The sequence below is a fragment of the Stenotrophomonas sp. PS02297 genome, from assembly GCF_029959705.1.
Classification (GTDB): Bacteria; Pseudomonadota; Gammaproteobacteria; order Xanthomonadales; family Xanthomonadaceae; genus Stenotrophomonas; species Stenotrophomonas nitritireducens.
In genome coordinates this window covers 67,448-92,278 of sequence record NZ_JASCOS010000004.1, presented here as the reverse complement: position 1 = coordinate 92,278, position 24,831 = coordinate 67,448, and the positions used below count along the sequence as shown (strand labels likewise).

General features: G+C 62.8%; 27 protein-coding genes and 3 pseudogenes. 21 read left to right on the top strand and 9 right to left on the bottom strand.

Translation table 11 applies throughout. From position 1 onward, the window contains the following. The 4 genes from trpD to QMX80_RS02070 all read right to left on the bottom strand — a co-directional run. Positions 1 to 1,014, bottom strand: a 1,014-nt coding sequence (trpD, locus tag QMX80_RS02085; RefSeq protein WP_282274963.1) for an anthranilate phosphoribosyltransferase, incomplete at its 3' end; no start/stop codon positions are given. A gap of 14 nt (positions 1,015 to 1,028) precedes the next feature. After that, entirely contained in the window at positions 1,029 to 1,541 is a 513-nt protein-coding gene (locus QMX80_RS02080; protein WP_235504257.1) for a DUF1543 domain-containing protein, read from the bottom strand. Then, positions 1,538 to 2,188 (bottom strand): LysE family translocator, encoded by a 651-nt coding sequence (locus QMX80_RS02075; protein ID WP_282274961.1) that lies wholly within the window; start codon positions 2,186 to 2,188, stop codon positions 1,538 to 1,540. Before QMX80_RS02075 ends, QMX80_RS02080 begins: the two co-directional genes overlap by 4 nt. After that, on the bottom strand, positions 2,182 to 2,766 hold the full coding sequence (locus QMX80_RS02070) for an aminodeoxychorismate/anthranilate synthase component II (RefSeq protein ID WP_282274960.1): 585 nt from the start codon (positions 2,764 to 2,766) through the stop codon (positions 2,182 to 2,184). Before QMX80_RS02070 ends, QMX80_RS02075 begins: the two co-directional genes overlap by 7 nt. Before the next feature lie 5 nt (positions 2,767 to 2,771). On the opposite strand from QMX80_RS02070, the gene QMX80_RS02065 reads away from it, so the two are divergent. Beyond that, positions 2,772 to 3,311, top strand: a complete 540-nt coding sequence (locus tag QMX80_RS02065; protein ID WP_282274958.1) for a LysR substrate-binding domain-containing protein — start codon at positions 2,772 to 2,774, stop codon at positions 3,309 to 3,311. Between the two features lie 151 nt (positions 3,312 to 3,462). Here the strand turns inward: QMX80_RS02065 and QMX80_RS02060 are convergent, their stop codons facing one another. Both QMX80_RS02060 and QMX80_RS02055 read right to left on the bottom strand, forming a co-directional pair. Next, entirely contained in the window at positions 3,463 to 5,367 is a 1,905-nt protein-coding gene (locus QMX80_RS02060; protein ID WP_282274956.1) for an ATP-dependent helicase, read from the bottom strand. A 3-nt stretch (positions 5,368 to 5,370) separates the two neighbouring features. Further along, positions 5,371 to 7,368 carry an AAA family ATPase gene (locus tag QMX80_RS02055; RefSeq protein WP_282274955.1) on the bottom strand — a complete coding sequence of 666 codons (1,998 nt, stop codon included), beginning with the start codon at positions 7,366 to 7,368 and terminating at the stop codon, positions 5,371 to 5,373. Positions 7,369 to 7,601: 233 nt separating this feature from the next. Between QMX80_RS02055 and QMX80_RS02050 the strand changes: the two genes are divergently transcribed. From QMX80_RS02050 to QMX80_RS01980, 15 genes are all read left to right on the top strand, one after another. Further along, positions 7,602 to 7,901, top strand: a complete 300-nt coding sequence (locus QMX80_RS02050) for a transposase (protein ID WP_282274954.1) — start codon at positions 7,602 to 7,604, stop codon at positions 7,899 to 7,901. A gap of 317 nt (positions 7,902 to 8,218) precedes the next feature. After that, the gene (locus QMX80_RS02045) at positions 8,219 to 8,587 is read left to right on the top strand and encodes a VirB8/TrbF family protein (RefSeq protein ID WP_345782338.1); all 369 of its coding nucleotides are present in this window, start codon (positions 8,219 to 8,221) and stop codon (positions 8,585 to 8,587) included. A 17-nt stretch (positions 8,588 to 8,604) separates the two neighbouring features. Further along, positions 8,605 to 9,504 (top strand): P-type conjugative transfer protein TrbG, encoded by a 900-nt coding sequence (gene trbG / locus QMX80_RS02040; protein ID WP_006122480.1) that lies wholly within the window; start codon positions 8,605 to 8,607, stop codon positions 9,502 to 9,504. A 2-nt stretch (positions 9,505 to 9,506) separates the two neighbouring features. Beyond that, positions 9,507 to 9,995, top strand: a complete 489-nt coding sequence (locus QMX80_RS02035) for a conjugal transfer protein TrbH (protein ID WP_006122479.1) — start codon at positions 9,507 to 9,509, stop codon at positions 9,993 to 9,995. 4 nt (positions 9,996 to 9,999) lie between these two features. Next, the gene (locus QMX80_RS02030; protein WP_282274952.1) at positions 10,000 to 11,421 is read left to right on the top strand and encodes a TrbI/VirB10 family protein; all 1,422 of its coding nucleotides are present in this window, start codon (positions 10,000 to 10,002) and stop codon (positions 11,419 to 11,421) included. A gap of 20 nt (positions 11,422 to 11,441) precedes the next feature. Next, positions 11,442 to 12,206, top strand: a complete 765-nt coding sequence (trbJ, locus tag QMX80_RS02025; protein ID WP_010890135.1) for a P-type conjugative transfer protein TrbJ — start codon at positions 11,442 to 11,444, stop codon at positions 12,204 to 12,206. Between the two features lie 9 nt (positions 12,207 to 12,215). Beyond that, a complete protein-coding gene (gene trbK, locus QMX80_RS02020; protein ID WP_000644148.1) occupies positions 12,216 to 12,443 on the top strand; it encodes an entry exclusion lipoprotein TrbK in 228 nt (75 codons plus the stop codon). 10 nt (positions 12,444 to 12,453) lie between these two features. Further along, positions 12,454 to 14,172, top strand: a complete 1,719-nt coding sequence (gene trbL / locus QMX80_RS02015) for a P-type conjugative transfer protein TrbL (protein ID WP_011114051.1) — start codon at positions 12,454 to 12,456, stop codon at positions 14,170 to 14,172. 17 nt (positions 14,173 to 14,189) lie between these two features. After that, positions 14,190 to 14,777: a TrbM/KikA/MpfK family conjugal transfer protein gene (locus QMX80_RS02010; RefSeq protein ID WP_010890138.1), complete on the top strand. Its 588-nt coding sequence runs from the start codon at positions 14,190 to 14,192 to the stop codon at positions 14,775 to 14,777. Between the two features lie 13 nt (positions 14,778 to 14,790). Further along, positions 14,791 to 15,426, top strand: coding sequence for a transglycosylase SLT domain-containing protein (locus QMX80_RS02005; protein ID WP_011114052.1), 636 nt, complete (start codon positions 14,791 to 14,793; stop codon positions 15,424 to 15,426). A gap of 28 nt (positions 15,427 to 15,454) precedes the next feature. Then, positions 15,455 to 15,721 carry a hypothetical protein gene (locus QMX80_RS02000; protein ID WP_010890140.1) on the top strand — a complete coding sequence of 89 codons (267 nt, stop codon included), beginning with the start codon at positions 15,455 to 15,457 and terminating at the stop codon, positions 15,719 to 15,721. Further along, positions 15,721 to 16,419, top strand: a complete 699-nt coding sequence (locus QMX80_RS01995) for a TraX family protein (RefSeq protein WP_011114053.1) — start codon at positions 15,721 to 15,723, stop codon at positions 16,417 to 16,419. The genes QMX80_RS02000 and QMX80_RS01995 overlap by 1 nt, the downstream gene beginning before the upstream one ends. A 15-nt stretch (positions 16,420 to 16,434) precedes the next feature. Next, positions 16,435 to 16,866: an OmpA family protein gene (locus QMX80_RS01990; RefSeq protein WP_001665065.1), complete on the top strand. Its 432-nt coding sequence runs from the start codon at positions 16,435 to 16,437 to the stop codon at positions 16,864 to 16,866. 154 nt (positions 16,867 to 17,020) lie between these two features. After that, positions 17,021 to 17,518 carry an SAM-dependent methyltransferase gene (locus QMX80_RS01985; protein WP_011655360.1) on the top strand — a complete coding sequence of 166 codons (498 nt, stop codon included), beginning with the start codon at positions 17,021 to 17,023 and terminating at the stop codon, positions 17,516 to 17,518. 85 nt (positions 17,519 to 17,603) lie between these two features. Next, positions 17,604 to 17,984, top strand: a complete 381-nt coding sequence (locus QMX80_RS01980; RefSeq protein ID WP_282274950.1) for a hypothetical protein — start codon at positions 17,604 to 17,606, stop codon at positions 17,982 to 17,984. A gap of 153 nt (positions 17,985 to 18,137) precedes the next feature. On the opposite strand, the pseudogene QMX80_RS01975 reads toward QMX80_RS01980, so the two are convergent. Further along, a pseudogene (locus tag QMX80_RS01975) lies at positions 18,138 to 19,982 on the bottom strand (Tn3-like element IS1071 family transposase); the annotation flags it as partial. Positions 19,983 to 20,272: 290 nt separating this feature from the next. After that, positions 20,273 to 20,632 (bottom strand): annotated as a pseudogene (locus tag QMX80_RS01970) (DNA primase); the annotation flags it as partial. Between QMX80_RS01970 and QMX80_RS01965 the strand changes: the two are divergent. The 5 genes and pseudogenes from QMX80_RS01965 to QMX80_RS01945 all read left to right on the top strand — a co-directional run. Next, positions 20,632 to 20,886 (top strand): annotated as a pseudogene (locus QMX80_RS01965) (conjugal transfer protein TrbE); the annotation flags it as partial. The pseudogenes QMX80_RS01970 and QMX80_RS01965 sit on opposite strands and share 1 nt — an antisense overlap. After that, positions 20,883 to 21,515 (top strand): VirB8/TrbF family protein, encoded by a 633-nt coding sequence (locus QMX80_RS01960; protein WP_282274948.1) that lies wholly within the window; start codon positions 20,883 to 20,885, stop codon positions 21,513 to 21,515. The pseudogene QMX80_RS01965 and the gene QMX80_RS01960, both read left to right, overlap by 4 nt. After that, entirely contained in the window at positions 21,473 to 22,177 is a 705-nt protein-coding gene (locus QMX80_RS01955; protein WP_282274947.1) for a hypothetical protein, read from the top strand. Before QMX80_RS01960 ends, QMX80_RS01955 begins: the two co-directional genes overlap by 43 nt. A gap of 21 nt (positions 22,178 to 22,198) precedes the next feature. After that, the gene (locus tag QMX80_RS01950; protein ID WP_282274946.1) at positions 22,199 to 22,957 is read left to right on the top strand and encodes a hypothetical protein; all 759 of its coding nucleotides are present in this window, start codon (positions 22,199 to 22,201) and stop codon (positions 22,955 to 22,957) included. A 654-nt stretch (positions 22,958 to 23,611) separates the two neighbouring features. Continuing rightward, entirely contained in the window at positions 23,612 to 23,935 is a 324-nt protein-coding gene (locus QMX80_RS01945) for a hypothetical protein (protein ID WP_282274945.1), read from the top strand. A 360-nt stretch (positions 23,936 to 24,295) separates the two neighbouring features. Here QMX80_RS01945 and QMX80_RS01940 read toward each other — a convergent pair whose 3' ends face one another. Then, the gene (locus QMX80_RS01940) at positions 24,296 to 24,811 is read right to left on the bottom strand and encodes a sulfur transferase domain-containing protein (RefSeq protein ID WP_282274944.1); all 516 of its coding nucleotides are present in this window, start codon (positions 24,809 to 24,811) and stop codon (positions 24,296 to 24,298) included. Positions 24,812 to 24,831 lie beyond the last annotated feature (20 nt).

The window sequence follows — 24,831 nt, the reverse complement described above, 5'->3', positions numbered from 1 at the left end:
GGGGGGGGCGACGTACTGCCCCAGGGGCGCGGGGGCGCGGCCGGGGGCGAGGGCCGGGCGCGCGCGCGCCAGCCCGTCGGCGATGCTGTCGGCCACGCCGGCCACGTACAGCGCGGCGCCGGCGTTGAGCGCGACGATGTCGTTGGCCGGGCCGGGCTGGTTGTCGAGCACGCCGCGCAGCATGGCGATGGACTCTTCCGGATCGGCGACCTTGAGATTGCGGCTGGCCGACATGGCGATGCCGAAGTCTTCCGGGTGGATCTCGTACTCGCGCACCTTGCCGTCGCGCAGCTCGCCGACCAGGGTGCCGGCGCCCAGCGAGATCTCGTCCATGTTGTCGCGGCCCCACACCACCAGCGCGCGTTCGGCGCCGAGTTCGCGCAGCACGCGCGCCTGGATGCCGACCAGGTCGGGATGGAACACGCCCATCAGGATGTTGGTCGCGCCGACCGGATTGGTCAGCGGGCCGAGGATGTTGAAGATGGTGCGCACGCCCATCTCGCGGCGTACCGGCGCCACCACCTTCATCGCCGGGTGGTGCATCGGCGCGAACATGAAGCCGATGCCGGTCTGTTCGATGGCGCGCGCCACCTGCCCGGGATTGAGCTCGATCACCGCGCCCAGCGCCTCCACCGCATCGGCGCTGCCGGACTTGGACGACACGCTGCGGTTGCCGTGCTTGGCCACCTTGGCGCCGGCGGCGGCGACCACGAACATCGAGCAGGTGGAGATGTTGAAGGTGTGCGAACCGTCGCCGCCGGTGCCGACGATGTCGACCAGATGGGTCTTGTCGGCCACCGCCACCGGCAACGCGAACTCGCGCATCACCGTGGCCGCGCCGGCGATCTCGCCGACGGTTTCCTTCTTCACCCGCAGGCCGGTGAGGATGGCCGCGGTCATGGTCGGGGAAACCTCGCCGCGCATGATCTGCCGCATCAGGTCGACCATCTCGTCGAAGAAGATCTCGCGGTGTTCGATGGTGCGTTGCAGGGCTTCCTGCGCGGTGATGGTCATGACAACTCCAGAAATCAGGAAATAACGATGTAGTCGCTTTGGCTGTGGATGCCCGCGTGCGCCCCGCGCAGCAGCTGCACGTGCAGGCCGCCGATCGGGCCTACCGGCAAGCAGCTGTCCACTTCCAGCAGGGCATCGCGGTGCGGCTTGATCCACTGCGCGGCGGCCTGTGCCAGCGCCTTGCGCTTGGCCTCGACCGCATTGGCGGCAACCACCAGCAGGTATCGGTGGTCCTCGCCGAACTGGCCATCGACGTAACCGCCAAGGTTGACGAAGAACAGCGTCGGCGCATCCGCGGCGGGCGCGTCCGGCGACAGGCGCACCTGCCAGTCCTCGACGCCATCCACCGTCATCCACGAATCCAGGTGCAGGCCGGCCGCTTCACCAAACCATTGCTGGCGCAGCTGCGGGTAGGTCTGTTCGATGCCGGGCCCTACCGCGAACACCACGTCATGCACTTCGGTATTGGCGCGCGCATGGCGGCCACCGAGCATCACCACGAACAGGCGCAAGTCTTCCAGGCTCACGGTGTCGGCCTTGCGGTCAATGCCAGGCGCAGGCCGAAGCCGATGAACAGCACGCCGGCCAGCTTGTCCAGCCACTGCATGCCACGCGCGGCCCAGCGGCTGCTGCGCACGCGGTCGGCGGCCAGCACATAGGCGGCATTGATCGGCAGCGCGTTGACGGTGAACACCAGCCCAAGCAAGGCGAACGCCAAGGCCTTGTTCTGCACCGTCGGGGCGATGAACTGCGGCAGGAAGGCGAGGAAGAACAGCACCACTTTCGGGTTCAGCACATTGGTCAGGAAGCCACCGGCAAATACCTGCCACCACGAGCCGGCACTACCGCTGTTGGCTGCGATATCGGCCTGCAGGGTCGACTCGCCGGTATTGCGCAGCAGGCGCACGCCCACCCACAGCAGATAGACCGCGCCGACCCACTTGATCACCGTGAACAAGGTGGCCGAGGTTGCCAGCAGCACGCCCAGCCCCAGCGACGCCAGCGCCACATGCACCAGGCAACCGGCACTGATACCGGCGATGGCGGCAAAGCCTGCGCGGCGCCCGCCGCGCAGGGAGCGGCTGACGATGTAGAGCACGTCCGGACCCGGCGTCAGGTTCAACACCCACCCGGCCAGCATGAACAGCAGCAGTTGCGCCGGTTCGATCAGCACGTGCGGTCCAGGAAATTCTTCATCAGCGCGTGGCCGTGCTGGGTCAGGATGGACTCGGGATGGAACTGCACGCCTTCCACCGGGTATTCGCGATGGCGCAGGCCCATGATCTCCTCCATCGAACCATCGGCATTCTCGGTCCAGGCGGTGATTTCCAGCTCGGCCGGCAGCGCGTTCTTGTCCACCACCAGCGAGTGATAGCGGGTGGCCTCGTAGCGGTCCGGCAGGCCGGCGAACACGCCCTTGCCTTCATGGCGGATCGGCGAGGTCTTGCCATGCATGATGTTGCCGGCGCGGATCACGCGGCCGCCATAGACCTGGCCGATGCCCTGGTGGCCCAGGCATACGCCGAGGACCGGGATGGACGGCCCGAGCCGGCGGATCACCTCCAGCGACACGCCGGCGTCGTCGGGCGTCTTCGGCCCCGGCGACACCACGATGTGCGAAGGCTGCAGCGCGGCGATCTGCTCGACGCTCAGCGCGTCGTTGCGCACCACCTTCACCTCGGCACCCAGCATCTGCAGGTACTGCACGAGGTTGAAGGTGAAGCTGTCGTAGTTGTCGATCATCAGCAGCATTAACGATGCATCCAATTGATTTTAAAGGCCAAGAATCCTCAGTTTCCGGATACGTACCCGCTTGGATACCCGCAATTTCTTCTGATACCCGCGCTGCCGTCAGGAAGCTACACGCGGGTTCATCTTCTCATGACCTTTCGTCGGCGGCAGCCTCCGCGCAAGACACAGCGTATCTGGCAGTGCACGTCGCTCCGGACACACGGGCCGACCTCGTGAACCACCAGTGCATCAACCGGCGGCTGCCATCACTCGGCGGTTTTCCGGCATTGGAATTCGTGCGCAACGGCCGAGCCACGCGCACGCGCGTGTCGGGACGTCTGGCGTTCAACCGTCCGGAGCTGATTCTCGAAGCCGCGGTGGCGGGGCATGGTCTCGCGGATCTGCTGCGGTCGCAGTCCCCGCCGATGCTGGCGTCGGGCGGAATCGTCAGCGTGCTGGACGCCTGGCGCCCCGTCATGCCGGGCTATCACCTGTACTTCCCGAAGAGCCGGCAGGTTACGCCGGCCTTGAAGGTGATTATCCAAGCCCTGAAGTTCCGAGCTTGAACTTTGAACGGCGCCGAGTGCGGTTCGCTAGAGTTGCTCAACTAAGCTCCGACCACGTTGGAAACGTGGTCAACACCTCTGTACATCCGCTATCGGCCGAAAGCGGTCCTTACCGCCTACAACCACACACTGCAACTCGACTCGCGCTTGATCAGTCACCATTGAACTTCTTGACCCCCGCCGCCTCCAAGAGTCCATACAGCGTCGCGATTACTCGCTTGCCCCCCCGTCTTGCGCAGTAGGTAAAGAGGACGCGTTGCTTCGCGCGTGTGAAAGCAACGAAGAAGCCAGCAGTCGCTTCGTACTGGTCTTTCGTAAAGCTCCACCAAGCCCCGTCATCCAAGCCTACGAATATTACCGTGTGGTACTCAAGGCCCTTGCTCTTGTGGATTGTCATCAACGGTACTGCATGAGCACCCTCGTAGCTATCGAGTGCGGCGGACCAATCTGCCACTTGTGCTGACGACGCCAAGAGGTGCTCCGATACAGACTCGATCACCTCTTCAAGCCAACCTCCATGTCCGTACGCGGGATAGGCGGCGATCAATTTCGCACGCCCCACAAAGTCGAGAATGGAGTCGACGAGGCGGCGAGCTTCTGTCTCGGATGTTGGCGGCCGCGGATTCTGCATCTTAAGATTGATCGCGTACTGGTCGAGCTCGCGAGTCACTTTGGCTTGGCCTCTCTCATCCTCTACTTGCACACCGTGCAGTGAGAGCAGAGCAGCTTGACACGCCGTCCAGCTCTTTCCTGATCGTTTGGAGCAAGCTAAACGTAGTATCTGGAATACGATCTCCGAAACTGGGTCAGATATCAGGTCCTGCAGCGGGACCTTTCCCACCTTGTCCGCTTCGTTGCGCAGAGGAATGCCTGCAAGGGCAAATGCGGGTCCGAGAACTTCTGCATACTCGGCTGCCTTCTGTCGGACAAGCACGACAAAATCGCGTGGAGTCAGGTTGTGAAGCTGCATCTGACTTGAAACTGTGGCCGCTAGCTTCGAAGCTTCGAGCTCTGGCGTTGAGAAGTTCAGAACAGCGCAGCTTTGACCGGAAACACTGCCGGCGGTCTTCGAAACTGGTGCAACCGCACGATCATCCAATGCTTTAGCCAACACATGCTGGATACGGACAAGATCTGGCGATGACCGGTAGTTGTTGTAAAGCGGCGTTCTAAGCGCGGAGAAATCCTGCTCGAACACGTCGAAAGGGTCGTCCATAGCCATCGCCCATCGCATGATCTGCTGCTTGTTGTCACCAACGGCAGTAATCACTGCTTCGGAGCCAGAGAAGATGGTGTGGACAAGGTCGTACTGAATCTGCGTGGTGTCCTGGAACTCATCCAGAAACAGGTGCGAATAGGTAAGTTTGAGAGCGTCTCGGATGATCGGGTTCGTGCGCAACATCAGCTCAACGAGCCTCCCGATCATCGGAAACGAAAGGAAGGTCTTAGGCCGCTGGTGAAGCGCACGCTGCCACACGCAATCGGCCGCCCACTGCTGCGGCGTAGGGCTGATCCATCCGTCCACGGGCAATGGCGATCCAACCAGATGCCGCCTTTCGAATGTCTCAGCGGAGATCGCCTGGATGTCGGCATAGGTGCCTACGATAGGCGGCGGCGGGCCAATCTCCCGACCAAGAAAATCCCGATAGTCTCTCGGCGTTGGGAAAACAATCTCGAAGTCTGACCGCGGCCTCCACCGAGTAGGTAGAGATTGACCGAAGCGATCAAGCAGTCCCTTGGCAAAGGCGTCGAATGTCATCGAATCCAGGCGCTCAGCATGCGCACGATGACAACGTTTGCGCACTCGAGCCGCAAGATTGGAGGCTGCGTCTCGCTTGAAGCTGATGGCGAGGATCCGCCTCGGAGAAGGCGACACCCCGGTTTGCAATAAATACGCGGCGCGCTGCGCGAGGAGCTCAGTCTTCCCCGCACCAGGACCGGCGATAACAGAGCGATTGTTGTCCGATCGAACAACATCCAAGGCATTCGGCTCCAGGGCTTCAACGCCTGTTGGCTGCCAAGAATCTGGGGCGATCCGTCGAGCTGAGATCTGCACGACTCAGTCCTTCTTCAAGGACTTGGCGATGTGCTTGAGCAGATCCTTCAGTACAGGAGGCATCTCACATTGAGCCTCTGCCTTTTTGATGTGAGTCAACGCAGCCAGATGTGTCGCAGGCTTGCTGTTCGTCAGAAAGTGGTAGCGATATGCAGGAAACATGTGCGGGTACACCTTGTAGTCCCCGCCGTACGACGCAATTCCACTACCAGCTACACCTAGAACAACTTCCGTTGCCTTCTCTACGGTCAGCTCGGGACCGCCCCCTGGAGGGATGATGGCTTCATAAGCTGTTGGAAATGCCTGCAGCATTGCAAGGTCGAGATCGAGCGGCGCTGAGTAGTACACACCGAACTGCTTCAGGTGATCGATCCACCCATCCAGGTACTGCTCATCCCATCCGTGCATGGCTGCGAGGTCTGAGTCGCTCAGCACCCCTCCGCTCGCTGCGAGAAGGATGGGCTTGGGAGCCCCGATGCCAATCAACTGCTGGATGGCTGTCTTCACGCGACCAAACCCACCTCCACCCCTTCCCAAGTCCAGGTCCAGAAGGGTCGCATATGGGATGCCAAGCTCGCTAAGCAGTCGCCAGAAATGGTGCACGTGACGGCCGCCTAAGGGAACGATCGCGACAAATGCAGGATCAATCAGCAGGTCGAGAGCATCGGCCAGAATTGGCAGAACAATCCGCTCTGAATCCCCTTCTACAAGCAGCACGAATCGAGCAAAGTAGAGTTCGGGGTAGGCAAGCATGGCGCCGCGAACGAATTTGCCCGCCTCATCACTTTTGGGAGGCAGCGTTATCCTCTTGATCGTGGAAGTGCGAGTGAGTGGTGTGTACCGACAGTAGCGAACTTCGTGGGGCTTCACGCGACTCAACACACCGGGCGAGTGGCTTGTGATAACTACCTGTGCGCTTCGCTCATCCGTCAACGAGCGCACCTGCTCGATGATTCTCGCCAAGTAATACGGCGACAGATGATTCTCTGGTTCTTCAAGGGCAAAGATCGTGAGCGATGGGCTGCGGAGCGAGTCATGTCGAAATCCTATGACCGTGCCTTGCACGATTTCGCGTTCGAGGTCGAACACGGCGGCCGCGAGGGCGAAGTAGAACAGGGATCTCTGCCCATCACTCAGTGCATCGAGGCCGCGTTCATGGCCGTCAGGCCCGAGCTGGAAGATGACGGCAATCTTGTTGACGACCTCCTCGAACCGCCGACTTACGAGGCTAAGTTTGGGCTTCTGGTCGACATCGTCATCATGAAGGCTGGACCAGCGCTTCTGTATCGCCTTGCCAATCGCGGCGATCGCAGTCTCATCCTCGAACGCCGTGGCTAAATTCGTTGTCGTTTCTCGGACGGCTTCTTCAGTCTCGTCTGACCACTCGATTGCACGAAGCAGACGCGATGCGAGCGCGCCGGTCGTCGCCTTGATCTGGGCCGTCGCATCTCGACTGGCTGGTGTGTAGTAAAGCTGGATCAACCCACGATCCAATGCCGACAACGGGTGGCGTTTGTCTACGGCCGGGACCGGATCGAGCGTCTCAACCCAGACCAGCTCCTGCGTCACCTCGCCCTCGACTGTGCCGTCGTCTTCCCAGTTCGCTTCGAGACGTATGCGGCACACCGGATGCTCATCTTTCCGCTCAACGAGCATGTGTCGAAACGTCGGAGCGATGGTTTCTGGGGTCGCAGTACCGTCTATCAGCTCTGGCAGACCGATAAGGACGTCGATGAAGAGGGTTCTCTTCTCTCGATCATCTGGATTGCTTCCGGCACCCAGATGGAAGTCTGAGAGCTGGATGGTGCGCTGAGCGCGAGTGACGCCGAAAAGCTTCGTCAGGGCTTGCAGAAAGGCAGTCTTGCCAGCTCCATTAGTTCCTACGATAGCGGTAATCTCAGGAGAGATCGCCACCTTGGTCGGCTCTGGGCCGAAGCAACGAAAGCCAGCGATGGTTACGGATTCAATGCGCATTTCTTCCTCCCTGATTTCATGGATCAATCGAACTCCGCTTCGGCATTGAGTCCAAGTGGCCGGCTGATCGCGATCGCCCCTCCCGCTCCTGCAGCACTTCGTATCTGCAGTCGCTCCAGCCCGTTAGAGTTCGGGCTGGAAAGTACGCGCTCGCACAATCATAGTGCTGGAACTACGCACCTGAACATGGGGACGAGGGGGTTCTGCCCCGATTTCACTGACACATCCACCAAGGCTCACACTGAGCGAAAGGAGTGTCTATGTCGAAGCGCAAGCGTTCCAGCCCCGAGTACAAACGGGAGCTCGTCGACCTGGTGCGGCGGTCGAATTCCAGCTGCCGTCAGATCGCACTGGAGGTCGGCGTCAATCCGAACATGCTCACCCGCTGGGTGCGCGAGGCAGATGCTGAGGGCGGCAAGTCGTTCCCGGGCGGCGGGATGCCCCGGGATGAAGAAGTGGCCAGGCTCAAGCGCGAGTTGTCGAGGGTGACCAGGGAGCGGGATTTTTTAGGAGACGCGGCAGCGTACTTCGCGAAGCAGTCACCGAACGGTACAGGGTGATTGATCGCTGCCAAATCGACTATCCCGTCGGGATGATGTGCCGCTGTCTCGAAGTCTCAACAAGTGGATTCTATGGCTGGCTCAGCCGCAGGCCGGGCCCAAGGGCGCGTGCGAATGTGCGTGTGGTCCACAACCCGCGCATGCGCCGTAGAGTGGCGAGGCGGAATCAATCCTTTTCAGCCTTAATCAAACCGTCCGTCGAAACGGGGTAGAACCCGGAGGATCACTGATGAGCAGTAAGCAGTTCCCCATCCACCCCACCTCAGTGCGCTTCGTCAAACTCGGACGCCAAGGGTCATGGGAGCACGAGTGCATCGATGAGAAGCAGATCCTGCGCTTCGGTTTCGAGTCAGGGCACTTGGGACAGTTGGAGGAGATGCGCCAAGGCAACTGGGAGAAGATCCGTGAGGATTGGCTCAAGGGTGGCAAGACCGATGCCAGTGGAGAAGGAAATGGTCAGCGTCGAGATCAAGACCGTCATCCCGCAAACGCCCGACACCTGGCAAGTCGAGTGGGTGGAAACCACGCGCGACCGCCAAGGCACGCTGAAAGGTCAGCCCGTCACCTGGCGCGCGCTCGTGACTACCTACATCGCCGAGGTCACGCCCAACACCACCGATGAGCAACTGCGGAACAACCCGTTGAGCATCTACGTGCGTGATTACTCCTGGTCCCGCATCCAATGAATTCGAGGTCATCCACCATGAAGAAAACCCTCTCCGCTTTGATCGTGGGCGCTGCTGTGGCGGTGCCCTCCCTGGCTCTGGCCGCCCCTGGCGACGACATTGCCGACAAGTATTTCAACAAGACCAACCCGACGCTGACCGCTCAAGAGCGCGCGGCGCTCGCCATCGCCAAACGGTGGGAAGCGGGGTCGGCGACCGGCATCAAGCCGGTGGCCGGCTCGGGCGGTGCCATCAAGTTCGTGTACGGCGCGCAGCAGCCGAGCATCGTTTGCGCGGTGCTCCAGGTGTGCGACGTGGCCTTGCAGCCCGGCGAACAAGTGAACTCGATCAACCTGGGCGACACGGCCAGGTGGACGGTGGAACCGGCCATCACCGGCAGCGGCGCGACCGAGGTTCAGCACCTCATCATCAAGCCGATGGACGTGGGCCTCGAAACCAGCCTGGTTGTGACCACGAACCGCCGCAGCTACCACTTCCGCCTGCGCTCGCATCGCACCGAGTACATGCCGCAAGTCTCGTTCACGTACCCCGAGGAAGCGCAAGCCAAGTGGGACGCGATCCAGCGCCGCGAGAAGCAGGAACGCACCGACAACACCCTGCCGGCGACGGGCGAGTACCTGGGCGATCTCTCGTTCGACTATGAGCTGTCCGGGTCGGCGAGCTGGAAGCCTGTGCGCGTCTACAACGATGGCCGCAAGACCATCATCGAAATGCCCGGCACGATGCAGCAGACCGAAGCGCCGACGCTCCTGGTCGTGCGCAAAGAGGGCGGCTTGTTCACCGACGACGAAACGGTGCTGGTCAATTACCGCGTGCAGGGCAATCGCTACATCGTGGACACGGTGTTTGACCGCGCGATCCTGATTGCCGGTGTTGGCAGTAGCCAAGACCGCGTGACCATCAGCCGGAGGAAGTGACCATGCGCAAGATCGTCTCTCTCGCGCTGCTCGCCCTCGCCCTGGGCCTCGGCGGCTGCGCAACCACCAGCCAGTACGGCAACTTCGTCCAGTCGGCCGCGCTCGATCAGCAGAAGCTCGCCACCGACGCGGTGCAGCAGCTCGCCACGCTGTACGCGCCGGCGCGCACGCGCCTGGAGCTGCAACAGCCGACGCCCGATCCGTTCGGCCAGGCGCTCGTCAAGTCGCTGCGCGACAAGGGCTATGCCCTCCTGGAGTACGCCCCGGCCGGCGCTTCCACGCAGGCCCCGGCCTCGGCGGCATCGCAGGCGAGCGCACCGGCCACCACGGCCGCGTCGGGCGGCCTGCCGTTGCGCTACGTGCTCGACCAGGCTGGCGACTCGAACCTGTACCGCCTGACCTTGATGGTCGGCAATCAATCCATCACCCGCCCTTACCTGGCGCAAAACGGCACGTTCGCGCCGGCCGGGTACTGGGTGCGCAAGGAGTGACGCCATGACAGAAAACGCCGATCAGATGGCACCTGACGCTTCGCCTGGCGAAGTGTCCAAGAAGGCGGGCGTCCGTCGCGTCAACAACATGCCCATGTACATCCTCGGCGGCGTCCTGCTGTCGTTCGTGCTGGTCATGGCCCTGGTCGCGGCGGATCGCGCGGCCAAGCAGAACGCGCCGGCGGACGGCCCCAAGGAGAAGGCCGGCAACACGTCGATGTTCGCCAAGGAGATCGCAGGCGACAAGACCGGCGGCTTGATCGAGCCGGCAAGCCCGCTCAAGGTGCCCGACATGCCGACCGGCCCGGCGTCGGCTCCGCTGGAGATCGCGCGGCCGTCCAACCCGGACGCGCCGCCGGCCCCGCCGGCCAACCCCGGCAACCCGGGCCAGCCGGTGAACGACGACGAGGCCCAGCGCATCCGCATGGCGAAGATGCAGATGTTCGGCGAAGCCGTGAAGGCCGAGACCACCGTGCGCGTGGATGCCCCGCGTAGCAACGGCTCCGCGCCGGGTGGCCCGAGCACCTACACCGGCACGCCGCAGACGCGCGATGAAATGCTGAACCGCATCGCAGCGGTGCAGCAGCAAATCGACGCGCAGCGCAGCAACGATCCGACCGCCGCCTATCAAGCACGCCTGGCGCAGATTCGCGGCATGGGCGTCGGTGGTGGCGGCGCGGCTCCGGCCGCCGGCGGCATGGGCGCGGGCGGTGCGCCGCAGCTCCTGCAAACCTCGACCAGCGGCGGCGGGCGCAACAGCATGGCGCAGTTCGGCCAAGGTGGGCAGGGCGACCGCTGGAAGCTGGATTCGCAGCCGGAAGCGCCGCGCACACCGTTCGAGCTGCGCGCGGGCTTCGTCGTGCCGGCCACGCTCATTTCGGGCATCAACTCCGATCTGCCGGGCCAAATCATGGCCCAGGTCGCGCAGGACGTGTACGACACACCGACCGGCAAGCACCTGTTGATCCCGCAGGGATCGCGCCTCGTCGGCTCGTATTCGAGCGACGTGGCCTACGGCCAAGCGCGCGTGCTGGTTGCGTGGCAACGCATCGTGTTCCCCGATGGCAAGGCGATGGACATTGGCGCGATGCCAGGCGCGGACAGCGCGGGATACGCGGGCTTCCACGACCAGGTGAACAACCACTATGTGCGCCTGTTCGGCTCGGCCTTCCTCATGTCCGGCGTGACAGCAGGCATCACCTACAGCCAACGCCAGAACCAGGCCACAAACACCTATGGCGCACCGAGCGCCAGCAGTGCCCTAAGCGAAGCCCTCGGCCAGCAGCTCGGCCAGGTTACGGCGCAACTCATCGCCAAGAACCTGAGCATTTCGCCGACGCTGGAAATTCGGCCGGGGTATCGCTTCAACGTCGTGGTCACGAAGGACATGACGTTTTCCAAGCCGTACCGTTCCTTCGATTACTAACGCCATAGGAGAAAAGCACCATGAAGCCGAAGTTTTTAGCCGCTAAATTGGCCCTCGTCATTGCTGTTTCGAGCACGCTGGCGGTCACACCTGTGCAGGCTGGCATCCCCGTCATCGACGGCACCAACCTGTCGCAGAACATCATGACGGCCATCGAATCGGTGGCCCAGACGCTCAAGCAAATTGAGCAGTACAGCACCCAGCTCCAGCAGTATCAAAACCAACTCCAGAACACGATGGCCCCGGCCGCGTATATCTGGGATCAGGCGCAATCGACCATCAACGGGTTGATGAACGCGGTCAACACGCTGGATTACTACAAGACCCAACTCGGCAGCCTGGACAGCTACATCGGCAAGTTCCAGGACGTGAACTACTACAAGAACTCGCCGTGCTTTACGGCGGCAGGGTGCTCCGACGCGGAACGCGCAGCACTTCGGAATGTGGCCCAGCTCGCGAGCGAGTCGCAGAAGAAGGCCAACGATGCCTTGTTCAAGGGCCTCGATAGGCAGCAAACGAATCTCACGGCCGATGCAGCGACGTTGCAGCGTCTTCAATCGGCAGCGCAGGGCGCGCAGGGCCAAATGCAGGCCATCGGCTACGCCAACCAGCTCGCCAGCCAGCAGGCCAACCAGCTCTTGCAGATTCGTGGCCTGCTGATCGCGCAGCAGAACGCGATGGCAACCAAGATGCAGGCCGACGCCGACAAGGAAGCCCAGCAGGCGGCAGCGGCCGCACAACTGCGCCAGGGCAGCTACCGGGCCAGCCCGGCGCGCACCTGGTAAGGGGGATTCATGAAAGCAATCAAGGCTCTGTCCTTGGCCTCGGCCGCCCTCGTGGCGGCCTTGGTCGCCGGCTGCGACAACAAGCCGGCCACGGCCCCCATGCCGGAAGTGAACGACGAGAACTGCAAGCCCGAGAACATCGCCAAGATCGAGGACAAGGGCGTCCAGCAGGCTTTTTCGTCGCTGTGCTTGCGTCGTGGTGGGGATTTCAAGCCCAGCCCGAAACGCGAATGGTGAGGTGCTGACGATGAGAATGCCAGCCAATCTAAAAACCCTCGCCCTGCCGCTGTTCGTCTGGCTGGCGTTCTTCGCGGTCGATGCCCACGCGGCCATCGACAACGCCGGCGTGTTCGATAGCGTGCTGGATCGCTACCAGGCCGCCGCGAGCGGCTGGGCCGGTGTCATCACCACGGCCGCAACCTGGCTCTTCTGGACGCTGGTTGTGATCTCGATGGTCTGGACGTTCGGCATGATGGCCTTGCGCAAGGCCGACATTGGCGAGTTCTTCGCGGAGTTCGTCCGCTTCACGATCTTTACCGGCTTCTTCTGGTGGGCGCTGACCAACGGCCCTAACTTCGCCTCGTCCATCTATGCGTCGTTGCGGCAGCTCGCCGGCAACGCGACGGGCCTGGGCAATGCTCTGTCGCCCTCGGGCATCGTGGACGTGGGCTTTGCGATCTTCGACAAGGTGATGGATCAGTCCTCGGTGTGGTCGCCGGTGGACAGCATGGCCGGCATCCTCATGGCCGTGGCGATCCTGGTCATCCTGGCCCTGGTCGGTGTGAATATGCTTCTGCTGCTCGCGTCGGGCTGGGTGCTCGCCTACGGCGGCGTGTTCTTCCTCGGCTTCGGTGGTTCGCGCTGGACTTCCGACATGGCGATCAACTACTACAAGGTCGTCCTGGGCGTGGCCGCGCAGCTCTTCGCAATGGTGCTCCTGGTGGGCATCGGCAAGACCTTCCTCGATGACTACTACTCGCGCATGAGCGCCGGCATCAGCCTCAAGGAAATGGGCGTGATGCTGATCGTCGTCATCATCCTCTTGGCGTTGGTCAACAAGATTCCGCCGCTCATCGCCGGGATCATCACCGGCGCGAGCGTGGGCGGTGCCGGCATCGGCCAGTTCGGTGCAGGCGCTGCGTTGGGTGCCGCAGGCATGGCAGCAGCAGCGGCCGCGACCGGCGGCGCCGCTCTGGCCGCCGGCGCAGCCTCGGCCGCCGGTGGTGCCTCTGCCGTCATGGCCGCCTTCTCGAAGGCCAATGAGAACGTGTCGGCAGGCACGGACGTTATGTCGGCCTTCTCGGGCGGCGGCAGCTCGGGCGGCGGTGCGGGCGGCGGCGGCGACGCCGGCACCGGCAGCACGCCCTTCGCTCAGGCTGCGGGCTTTAGCGGCAGCTCCGGCGGTGGCTCTTCGTCGGGTGGCGGCAGCCCCTCGACCGGCAGCAGCTCGGGCAGCTCGAAGGGCGGCGATAAGGGCGGCGGCAAAGCCGACGCCGGCGGCCAGGGCAGCAGCTCGACGGCCAGCACCGGCAGCAGTGCCGACAAGGCCGCCAAGAACGAACCCAAGCCCGCCGGCGGGGCAGGGCAAGGGCAGCAGGCCGCACCGGGCAGCACCGGCCCCGGCTTGCTCGCATCGGCCGCATCGGCCCTCGGCACGGCCGGCCGCATCGCCGCCGACGCCGGCGCGAACTTGGCGAAGGGAACCGCCGATGTTGCCAAGGCCAAAGCCGCGAGCCTGCGCGAAGCCGCAGCCGAGCGGATCGCCGACACCACTGGCGGAAAGATCGCCGCCGCGATCAAGGCGCAAGGAAGCGGCACGGCCGAGAACATCGACGTGCCCGACCAGCAGCCCGCGCCGAGCTTCGGCGACAACAGCCTGGCAGGCGGCCCCGCCGATGCCGATCCCGAGTCCGAAGTAGCTGCGTTCGCCAACCGCGAGCAAGGCCGCGACGGCACAACTGCGTAACCAAGGAGAGTCCAACCATGAAGAAGAAACTGTTTGCCCTGGCCGCCCTCGTGGCAGCCCTCGGATCGACCGCCGGCACGGCCAGCGCGCAAGACGTGCTGACCGGCGACACGCGCCTGGCCTGCGAGGCGATCCTGTGCCTGTCGTCGGGCACGCGCCCGAGCGAATGCACGCCGTCGCTGTCGCGGTACTTCAACATCACGAAGCGCAAGCTGTCGGACACGATCCGCGCCCGCCTGAACTTCCTCCAGCTTTGCCCGGTGGCGAGCCAGACGCCGGAAATGCAGTCGCTCGTGTCGGCGATCTCGCGCGGCGCTGGCCGTTGCGACGCGCAGTCGCTGAACTCGACGTTGGTGATGTGGACGGGCGGCTACGACGATGGGCGCACGTACATCAGCAACCAGTTGCCTGACTACTGCGGGGCCTACACCGGCCACGCCTACACCGACTTCGCCAGCAGCGGCACGCTGCCGCGCTATGTCGGGACGCCAGAGCGGGGCGGGTATTGGGTCGAAGCGCGCGACTATGACCGCGCCTTGGCCGAGTACAACGAACGCATCCGGCGCGAGGACGAAGAGCGCCGCCGTCAGTCCTGGCTGAACTGAGGGAGGGGAGGGCATGCCGTTCTTCGCCGATCTGCCGCCGCAGCTCCAGGAGCGCGTCGTCTGCTCGATCTCGGCCGCCGTCAAGTACGAGGTGCCGGTCAACATCGTGTTGGCCGTCGCCGAGAAAGAGGGCGGCAAGCCGGGCCAGTGGGTGCGCAACTCGAATGGCACGCATGACGTTGGCCCGATGCAGTTCAACACCGCGTACCTGGGCGACCTGGCCCGATACGGCATCACGGCGAACGATGTGGCGGCTGCCGGCTGCTACTCGTTCGACCTGGCCGCCTGGCGGCTGCGGATGCACATCCGCAACGACAAGGGCGACCTCTGGACGAAGGCGGCGAACTACCACTCGCGCACGCCGCAGTACAACGCGGTGTACCGGGCCGACTTGATGCGCAAGGCGTCGAAGTGGGCCGATTGGCTCGAAGCTCGGTTCGTCACGCTTGACGTGACGAAGGCCGGGGCCACGCCCTCGACGCCCAGCCAGCCCGCGACGGTGGCCCAGCGGGCGACGCCGGCGGCCAGGCCGGCACCAGCACCCCAGCAGGCCGCCCCAGCGGCCGCAGCAGCTCGCAGCGTGTCGGTGGCCGGCTACGTGCCCCGCACGGTGTCTTTCAACACTTCACGCGAGGGGTCGGCCGAGTAGGCCGGCTCTTCCGATTTAGCGGCTAAACATGGACAAATTCCACGCCTTCATGATGCGGTACACGCTGGGCGTCGGCCGGTTGCTTCAAGCCTATTGCAAGTGGGCGGAAGGACAGGCCAAGAACCAGCTCGATTTGCTTCTGCTGGGCCTCGGCCCGATCTTCGCCTTGGGCCTTCTGCTGTGGGCGCTGCCGGCGTGGATCGGCAAGCCCATCGCCTTCGTGCTCTCACTGCCAGCGCTCTACATCATCTTCCTGGTGCTGCGCGCCTACGCGATTCGCGGGGGCCGGCGCTGATGAAGGCCCTGCGGATTCCTGATGGAACCGTCGAAGCGTTGAAGTGGCTCGCACTGGTTCTCATGACCGGCGATCACGTCAACAAGTACCTGTTCAACGCGACGCTGCCGGTGCTGTTCGAGGCCGGCCGCGTGGCGCTCCCCCTTTTCGTGTTCGTCCTGGCCTACAACCTGGCCCGGCCGGGCACGCTCGAACGCGGCGTGTACGGCCGCACCATGTCGCGCCTGGCGATGTTCGGCGCGCTGGCCTCCGTGCCCTTCGTGGCCCTCGGCGGCCTGTACGCCGGTTGGTGGCCGCTCAACGTGATGTTCACGCTGCTGGTCGTCACGGCCACGGCTTACCTGGTCGAACGTGGCGGCAAGCTGCACCTGGCGGCCGCCGGCGTGGTGTTCCTGGTCGGCGGCAGCTCGGTCGAATATTGGTGGCCGGCCGTGGCTTTCGGCCTGGCGGTGTGGTCGTACACGCGCCGGCCGAGCTGGGCCGCCGCGGCGGTCGCGGTGCTGGCCTGCGCGGCCCTGTGGTTCGTCAATCGCAACCTGTGGGCCTTGGCAGCCCTGCCGGTGCTCTTCCTGGCCTCGCGGGTGGATGTGCGCGTGCCGCGCCTGCGCTGGGCCTTCTACGCCTATTACCCGCTGCACCTGGCCTCGCTCTGGTTGATCCGCATCCCCATGAGCAAGGCCGGCTACCTGTTCTTCTGATTGGAGTCCTGCCCCATGCGAAAACCCGTTCTTCTGGCCCTCTCTCTGGCGTTCCTGGTCAGCGCGCAAAGCGCACTGGCCGCCGGCGACGCCGGCAACTTCGGCACGCCGATCAAGTCCGGCGTATCGGTGTCCTTCCCCGACAGCAGCGCGACATTCCAGCCGACGCCAGAGGCCCTGGAGCTGCTGGCCGACGCTAGGAATGCGGCGATCATCTACATCAGCGGGCGCACCAGCACACTACGGCCCAGCGCGGCCGATGAGGCCCTTGCACTACGCCGTGCGCTCTCGGCCAGGTCGTACTTGGTGGCGCGCGGCGTCTCGCCGCTCAAGATCATGGTGAACTTCGCATCGGCCGCCGATTTCGTGGCAGACAACTCGACGGCCGAGGGCCGGCGCGAGAACCAGCGCGTGGACATTGAGGTGGTCTACATCCCCACCTACTGAGCGATCCGGCATCGCCATTCCTGGCGGTGCTGCAGGACGCTCCAGCAGCTTCGCATCGTCGGCTCTGACGATGCAGGCCCGGCCGGCTTCCCTTGACAGCATCGCCATTTCTGACGATGCTGGCCAAGTCCCGATTTACTCCAGGAAGAAGGCCATGAGATACCCCGGCGGCAAGGGCGGTGCCGGCGTCTACCAGACGATCATCAACAACATCCCGCCTCACGACACGTACATCGAAACGCACCTGGGCGGCGGCAACATCCTGGAGCGCAAGCGGCCCGCTGCCCGCAGCGTCGGCATCGACGTTGATCCCGAGGTGATCGAGGTCTGGCAGCAGCTCGACGTGCCCGGCCTGGAGCTGCACCACGGCGACGCCGTGGCCTGGCTGGAGTCCCACCAGTTCACCGGCTCCGAGTTCGTCTACGCCGATCCGCCCTACGTGATGGACAGCCGGCGCGGCGGCAAGCTATACCGCCACGAATACGACGACAAGGGTGCGGTCAGCGTCAAAGTGCGCGGTGAAGCGCCGATCGTCTATCTGACGGGTCAAACGTTCTATCAGCCCAAGAGCGCACCCGACACGCAGGTCGTCAACGCTTCCAAGACGGACGCTGCCAAGGTGATCAGCTTCCGCCTGAGCAACAGCAAGTGATCCCGGTGCTGCCGGCGTGACGAGCGTCGGCAGCGTCCGTCCCCGCGGCCTATTCATCAGGCCAACACCAACCTAGGAGTGCATCATGTCCAAGCCCCTCAGCATCGGCGCTTTCGCCGCCTTGCAATACCTGCCGCATATCGAAACCTTCCTGGCCACCGGCGACGGTGACTTCGACGGCCCGATCTGGGCCAAGGCCACCAGTGAAATCAAGTTCGTCGACGGCCGCGCGAGCTTCACGATGGTTCATGAATTCATGAGCCGCGACGGCAGCCGCATCTCGACGGTCGACACCGCCACAGGCATCCAGGTGCCGGGCATCGACGAGGTCTCGCTCACCGTCATGCACAAGGTGGTCGATTCCACCGGCAAGTTCGAAGGCCTGCGCGGCACCTTCCCGAGCTTCGGACTGCACAACTTTGCCACCGGCAAGGGCGTGCAGCGCTTCGGCGGCGAACTGAGCTGAAGTCAGCGCTAAGCAGCAGGTGCACCCGCTGATCGTGGGTGCGCCGGACGACCTCTCAAGGCGGCGCCGCCGGCACAGACCGACGGCGCCGCTTCTTCAAGGAGCACAGACGTGACACCCGAAGTTGAGGCAGCACTGCCGCGCCGCCTTCTGCTGCGGAATCATGCGCGCGCATTCGACCGCAGTCAGACTGGTGCCGTGGGCCATGATGCCGGCATAGACCATCAGCAGCTCGTCGGTAGAGCGCGGCTCACGTCCGAGCATGATCCAGCTAAAGCGCACCTGGGCGTCAACGGCCAGAATCACTTCCGGCAATTGAACCTCACCGATGCGGTGATCCAAAGCCGCGCGCAGCTTGGTCACTTCTGGGTCTTCGTCCTCTGCGGGCAATGGCGACAAATGGAGTTCATCATCCACGCGCAGTACGCCACTGCGGGCTGCAGCGGCCACCGCATCGACACCGGCAGTTACTCTGGCCAGCAAAGGCTTCAAGAAAGTGGCAGCCTTGCTGGGTAACGATAGACGGGCATAGTGTTTCTTGGACTCTGCCTGCCAACGCTCGTCCGTGAAGAACAAGCGCGCACGACCCCGAAAGCTCAGGCTGTGCTCAATCCAGACCGAGCCATTGCGCACCGCGCGGCGCAGGGCAAACAGGGTGGCCACCTCCAACGCCTGAAACGCCCGTTCCCGGTCTGGGCTGGAGATCGAAACCTGCCAGATCATTCCCAGACTTGGTGCCACCACTTCAACTGGCAGCTTTCTGGATCCTTTGAGATATAAAGCTTGCAGCTTGGCAAGGTACTCGATGGCAGGATGCTCGCCGGTGGCCTGCCAGGGCAGCTTTGCAATGGCGACGAGCAACGACCGCACGGGGCGAATTCCATCAATCAATCCCTCGCGGACCAGGGAGGCCCTGCTCGGTGGTTTGCGTTTCTGGGTTTCGGTGATCAAGGCTTCAAGACGGGCACGCAACTCAGCATCTGGCACCGCACCTTGCGCGCTCAAGGCAACAAGTTCGCCGAGCAGCGTTTTGTACATTGCGGCCCAATTGACGGTAGCGGGGACATCGGCGGCAGCCTGACGCCACAGATCGGCGATCCGGCGCTGCACCATAAGGATCAACTGGTCTGTGGTGGTGAACAGGCAATACCGAAGAAAGCATGCGACCTCCACGGTGCGCGCTGGCTCTTTGATCTTGGCTCCGGCTGAGGGCGGCCTGGAGACAAGTCGGCGCGCGTAGCGGCGCAAGATGAGATCGGGGATGTCTGCCAGGTGCTTATGAACGTCCAGCGTGTAAAGCAGGTCGATGCGCTCCAGTACCTCGCTGATTTGGCGGGTTGAGTGTTTCGCCGGTGCAGCCCATAGCCAACTCTGCTGGGTTTGTCCATCTGGGCGCAGCTCTGAAACTGAGGCTCGCCAGCGATCAAGTGTTGCTGGATCAACGCTGGCGGCGATGGCGGTGCCTGTTTCAACTTCAAGCTGGGCAAGTGCCGCCGCAATCAGTGTCCGAATTGCCCGCTCGTGCACGATCACCAGCTTGTTCTTGTACAGCCATTGACGCGCCCGCACGAGTAGCTGATCGCGGTCGGCGCAGCGCGCCACTTCGTCGCGCAGTTCACGTACCAGTGAGCGGCGCTGGTGCTCGCTCATCCACTGGAATCCAAGGACCGTGCAGGCTACTTGTTGGTGATCGAATAGCGTGCGCCCGCGTTCATACATGGCTCTCAGCGAGGCGACTTCTGGTGCTGCAATGCCAAGCTCGTTGCCAAGGTGGCGCCACAAGGCTACTGGAATTACCCGAAAGGCACCGAGCAAACGCCCACTCATGCGCAGGAAACCAATATGGAGCGCCAGACCAAGCTTGTGGGAATCACCTCGGCGTGCATTGATTGCGTCGCGCTCGGCACCATCGAAGGTGAAAAATGCCTTCATCTCGAAGTCGCTGATATCGCGGGGGAGCCCACGCATCCCCAAAAACGTTGTGTGCCAACCCTGCATCGTGAACCTCAAAAGTGGGAGGCCACCATACCCGTTTACAAAGCGAACAGGAAAGTCAATGAAATCAACGGTCTACCCAGACCACCCCCGCGCCAGTGCTAGCTTTGCGTACCGTCACTTATTGCACTGAAAACGAGGAGACCCCGAGCGAGGCGAAAAAAAACCGCCTCGGGGTGTCCGAGGCGGCAAGTCTGCATGCGGTTCAGGGAGGAAGAAACCGCGCCGGCGATCAGGGAGGAAAACCGCGCGGCCTGATGTGCAGCTCGGCCACTTTAGCCGGATTTTTCGACTTATCCGATGCGAGCGGCCCGCCGTGGGCGCTGCTCGATCTGCTGTTGCTTTTTCTCGACGTGCTTCTGCTCCTGGTGCTGCTGCTCGTCGCGCTGCACCTGGCTGATGGCCGCGCCGATCTGCCGCTTCACGCCCTCGATGCCCAGCTCGCTCTTGTGCGCCAAGTCGTTGAAGTCGGTGTGCTGCTTCATCGTGGACAGCGCCGCGATCTGCGCGCCGCTCAACATCGACGCCTTGAGCTTGGCCGCCTCGTCGCCGGCCAGCTCGACCTTGCCGGCGGCGGCGTCGGCAAGGCGCTGCTCGGCGCGCAGGTGGGTCTTGAAGCTGTCGGGCGTGATGGCGGGCAAGTCGCGCGGGTATGGGCCTCAACGCGCGTCAGATCGAAATCCTGGCGACTGCCATTCCGAAGCGTCAGTACTACTACGTCTCGGAGAACGGCCGCCGTCTCTATGACCTTGCCCTGGGGCCGATGGCCCTGGCCTTCGTCGGTGCGTCCGACAAGGAATCGGTCGCCACCATCAAGAGCCTCGAAGCCAAGTTCGGCCACGAATGGGTGCATGAGTGGCTGGCCGGCCGTGGGCTGAATCTCAACGACTACCTGGAGGCCGCATGAGCATCGCCGACACCCTCAAGGGCTTGATCTTCAAGAAGCCCGCCAACTCCGCCGAGCCGCGCGATCCGCGCCGCTCGAAGGAACCGCTCGCCGGCGGCCGCCGTGCGGGCGAGGCCGAGAACCCCTACCTGGCCGCGCGCCGCACCTGGAACGATCACGTGGGCGGCGTCGTCTCGCAGCGCCAAACCTGGCAGGTGATCGGCATCCTGTCGCTGTTGATCGCGCTGGCCGGCGTGGGTGGCGTGATCCACATCGGCAGCCAGTCGAAGTTCATCCCCTACGTGGTCGAGGTGGACAAGCTGGGCCAGACGGTGGCCGCCGGCCCGGTGCAGGCCGCAGGGAAGGCCGATCCGCGTGTCATCCACGCCGCCGTTGCGGACTGGATGAGCTGCGCGCGCATGGTGTCGCCTGACGTGGCCTTGCAGCGCAAGTGCGTGTTCAAGGCGTACTCGATGCTCGCCCCCAACGATCCGGCGACGCCAAAGATGAACGAGTGGTTGAACGGCACGCCCGATTCCAGCCCGTTCAAGCGCGCCGAGAGTGGAAGCCACACAGCAAGAAGACTGCCACCACAGCTACCAATTCCTTGCGTGCGTACTTCGAGGACGACGGCACCACCCTTTGGGTGACGTTTCACAGAAGCAATCTGTACTGGTGCTTCTTGGAACCGGGCGAAGCTGTGCCTGTCGGTGATGAGCGCCAGTCCAGTTACCGCAAGGTTAAAGGGAAGTGGTCCTGTCTCGACGCCAACAGACTGACGCTATCGCGCAGTACGCTGCCCGGCACGGTCAATGTGGTGAGCATGTTCCAAGGCACCACGTGCCTTGTCGGCGCAGCAGATCACTTGTTGCGTCGGATCAATGGCGAGCGCTCTGTTCAAGGCCTGAAGGTGGAAGAGGCGCGTGATCACCTCGTTGGAGAAGTGCGCGGCCTCATCCGTGAACTTCAGTGGCAGGACTTTGAGATCTTGGCCGATCTGCTGCTGTCGGCAGGAGGGTGGAGGCGCACCGATCGGCTAGGCGGGAATGAGAAGACGGTGGATCTCACCCTTGAGCTGCCCCTCACAGGCGAGAAGGCGTTCGCACAGGTTAAAGCGGACTCCAACCAAGCCACGCTCAACACCTACATCGAAGCCGCAAACGATCGAAATCAGTTGATGTTCTTTGTGCACAACAGTGATGTGGAACTGATATCGCTTGACGCTAGCGTGCGTGTGCTCGGACGCACTGAAGTGTCCAAACTGATCGTGAAGTTCGGGTTGGTGGACTGGCTGATCGACAAGACGCGCTAACCAACAAATCAAGGACGATCCATGACCCTCAAGGTCACTCGCGGTCCACAAGTTGGCGAATGCAACATCTGCGGCACCTGTGGCCCCATGACTGTTGATCACACCCCACCTAAGGGCTGGGCACCTTGTGTGCCCATGCAGGTGATGGAGGTGATGGAGCCCCTGAAGGAGAGTCAGCGGCACAAGTACCAGAAGGTCAACGACGGTGTGCGTTTTCGATCGCTATGCGAGAGGTGCAATCGTGATGTCTTGGGCACGCTGTATGACCCTGAGTTGCTCCGTTTGGTGGATGCGGTGACTGCACTGCCCAAGACATCACTGCACATTCCAGGGGTGCAGTTCGTCAGAATCAGGCCACAACGGGTGATGCGATCGGTGATCGGCCATCTGTGCGCTCAAGGGGTCAACCGATACAAGAAGGGCGACATCACGCAGCCGCTTCGGGACTACCTACTGGATCCAGCGTTGCCTTTGCCTGACATGCTGAGCCTGCACTACTGGCTGTTCCCCTTCCCCACTGTGGTGCTCACCAAGGACGCGAGAATCATGAACCTAGTGACCAGGCAGAACAGCATCCTGTGGTCGATGAAGTGCTTTCCGCTAGGTTTCGCTCTAACCGATCGAGATTACGTGTTCGATGGTGTTCCACCTCAGCACAAGATGAACCCGTATCGACACAAGGGTGTGGACGACTTTGTTGAGTTGCCAGTGGACCTGATCACCTTCCCACCTCGGCCGTTCCCAGAGCATCCAGCCGACAACAGCATGATCGCTTATTGACCTCAATCCACACTGGCCAACGTCAGTCCTCCGCGAGGCAGGGTTCTGAACCACCTCAAAAAGTGATCAAGCACGCCCAGTTGTGGAACCCTGCCCTACAATCGCTGTGTCTGAAGACCACAGTATGGATGCTATGCGGAGGCGTTGTACCGATGGTTCGGGCACGAGCCGAACATCGAGTTTCAGCCGCTCGAGGCCTGGAAGGCTACACAGTCGCCCGCTCAAGCCCATCATGCTGAGGAGCACATCACGCGGAGGCACTCGTTCTCAACTGAGAAGGCGCGAACCCGTGTCGGCTATAACCCGCGCTACTCGAGCCTTGAGGCAATCAAGGAGTCGGTGACCGCCGCGATCAAGAGCGGCGAGATCTCAGCCTGATTTTCTCAGAGACCTGGTTAGTTCCGAGGAAGCTCAAGCGCTCTGCTGACTTCAACTTCGGTAGTTGTCCTACTCCGGGGCATATAGCGCCTCTGCATGCTTGTCTTACAGCACGTGCGCGCGTCGCGGCTCACACCCTTGGGTTATCCAGCCGCTCTGCCGGCTTACGCCCAGCGCACTTTGCTGTCTTTACAGGGGGCTCGGGAGCTCCAACTATGTCCGCTTCCGGGCCTGGGCGTCCTCCCGGTACCGGCAACGGCGGCTGTGCTATTCGTGGTGATCGCAGCCGTCGCACCGCAACTCGGCCCGGCACTGGACGCGGTGCTGCAGGCTGCGCCTTTCTACGTGGTGTTCGCCGTGGCCGCGCCGCTGCTCGGGTGGCTGGTGGCGCGCGCCGCGAAGTTGCCTGCGGACCAAGGACGCGCGATCGCGTTCAGCACTGGCACCCGAAATTCACTGGTCGTTCTCCCGCTAGGGCTCGCCATCCCGGGGGCGCTACCGCTCATCCCGGCGGTGATCGTCACCCAAACGATGATCGAACTCGTGAGCGAGTTGGTCTACATCAAGGCGCTTCCCCGCTTAGGAAAGAACATCAGCTGATCAAAACATTGGGCCTATGCAGTAGAGCTGCGGTCAATGGCGCGACTTTCGACGTCCGCTTCCGGACAGAAGCGGACACAGGGTCGGCCAATGTCTAAGCGTTGGCTGCAGACAAATCATGAATAGATTCTCGCAAGATCTCTCATTTGCCTGAAGAACGCTGATCTTGCAGCGCCGCTATAGCCGCTTTAAACGTGCAACGCGCCGTTACGCTCACGTCGGCATAAAACGTAGGCATAGGAAACGCTTTCACGAATTATTCAAGGATATGTAGTTTGAGTCTTTGTCCGCGACACCGCAGTACGAAAATTTCCCGGCATATCCTGACCGTTGGCTAGTTAGCGTCTCGCTTGTCCTGCTCTACGGGCCAGCAGCCTCAATCTTGCGGCGCACCTCTTCCTCCAACCCTTTAAGGCCCCAGGCTCTCCCGATCGCGATGGCCTCGTCCGTCTCCACTCCATCCACCCATGCGGCTCTAAGCGCCGCTATCGCGCCGACGCGGTTGCCGCTAGCACAGTGAACCAGCAGGGGTCGCTGTGCATTCCGAACAATTGAGTCGAACGCAAATACGTTCTCTCGGGTGAGGTCGACTGCGCCGCGCAATGGCAGGTTGGAATACCGCAAGCCGGCCGCACGGACTGAAGCCGCCTCGTCAAAATCAGGAGTCTCCGCGTCCGGAGTAAGGTCGATGACGTGACGTATTCCAGCATCGTAGACACGTGCAATGTCCTCGGCCGTTAGCCGACCTGCCGACACGACGCCCGGGGAAGGCGAAACCGCGTCAGCGACTGCGGGAAGAATGGCCGATGCGGTGGCAAATGCGCAGCTGGGGCCTGCGAGTGCGACAAGAATAAGGAATAGCGAGGTGTACTTCATGACATTGCCCTTCAAAGCAA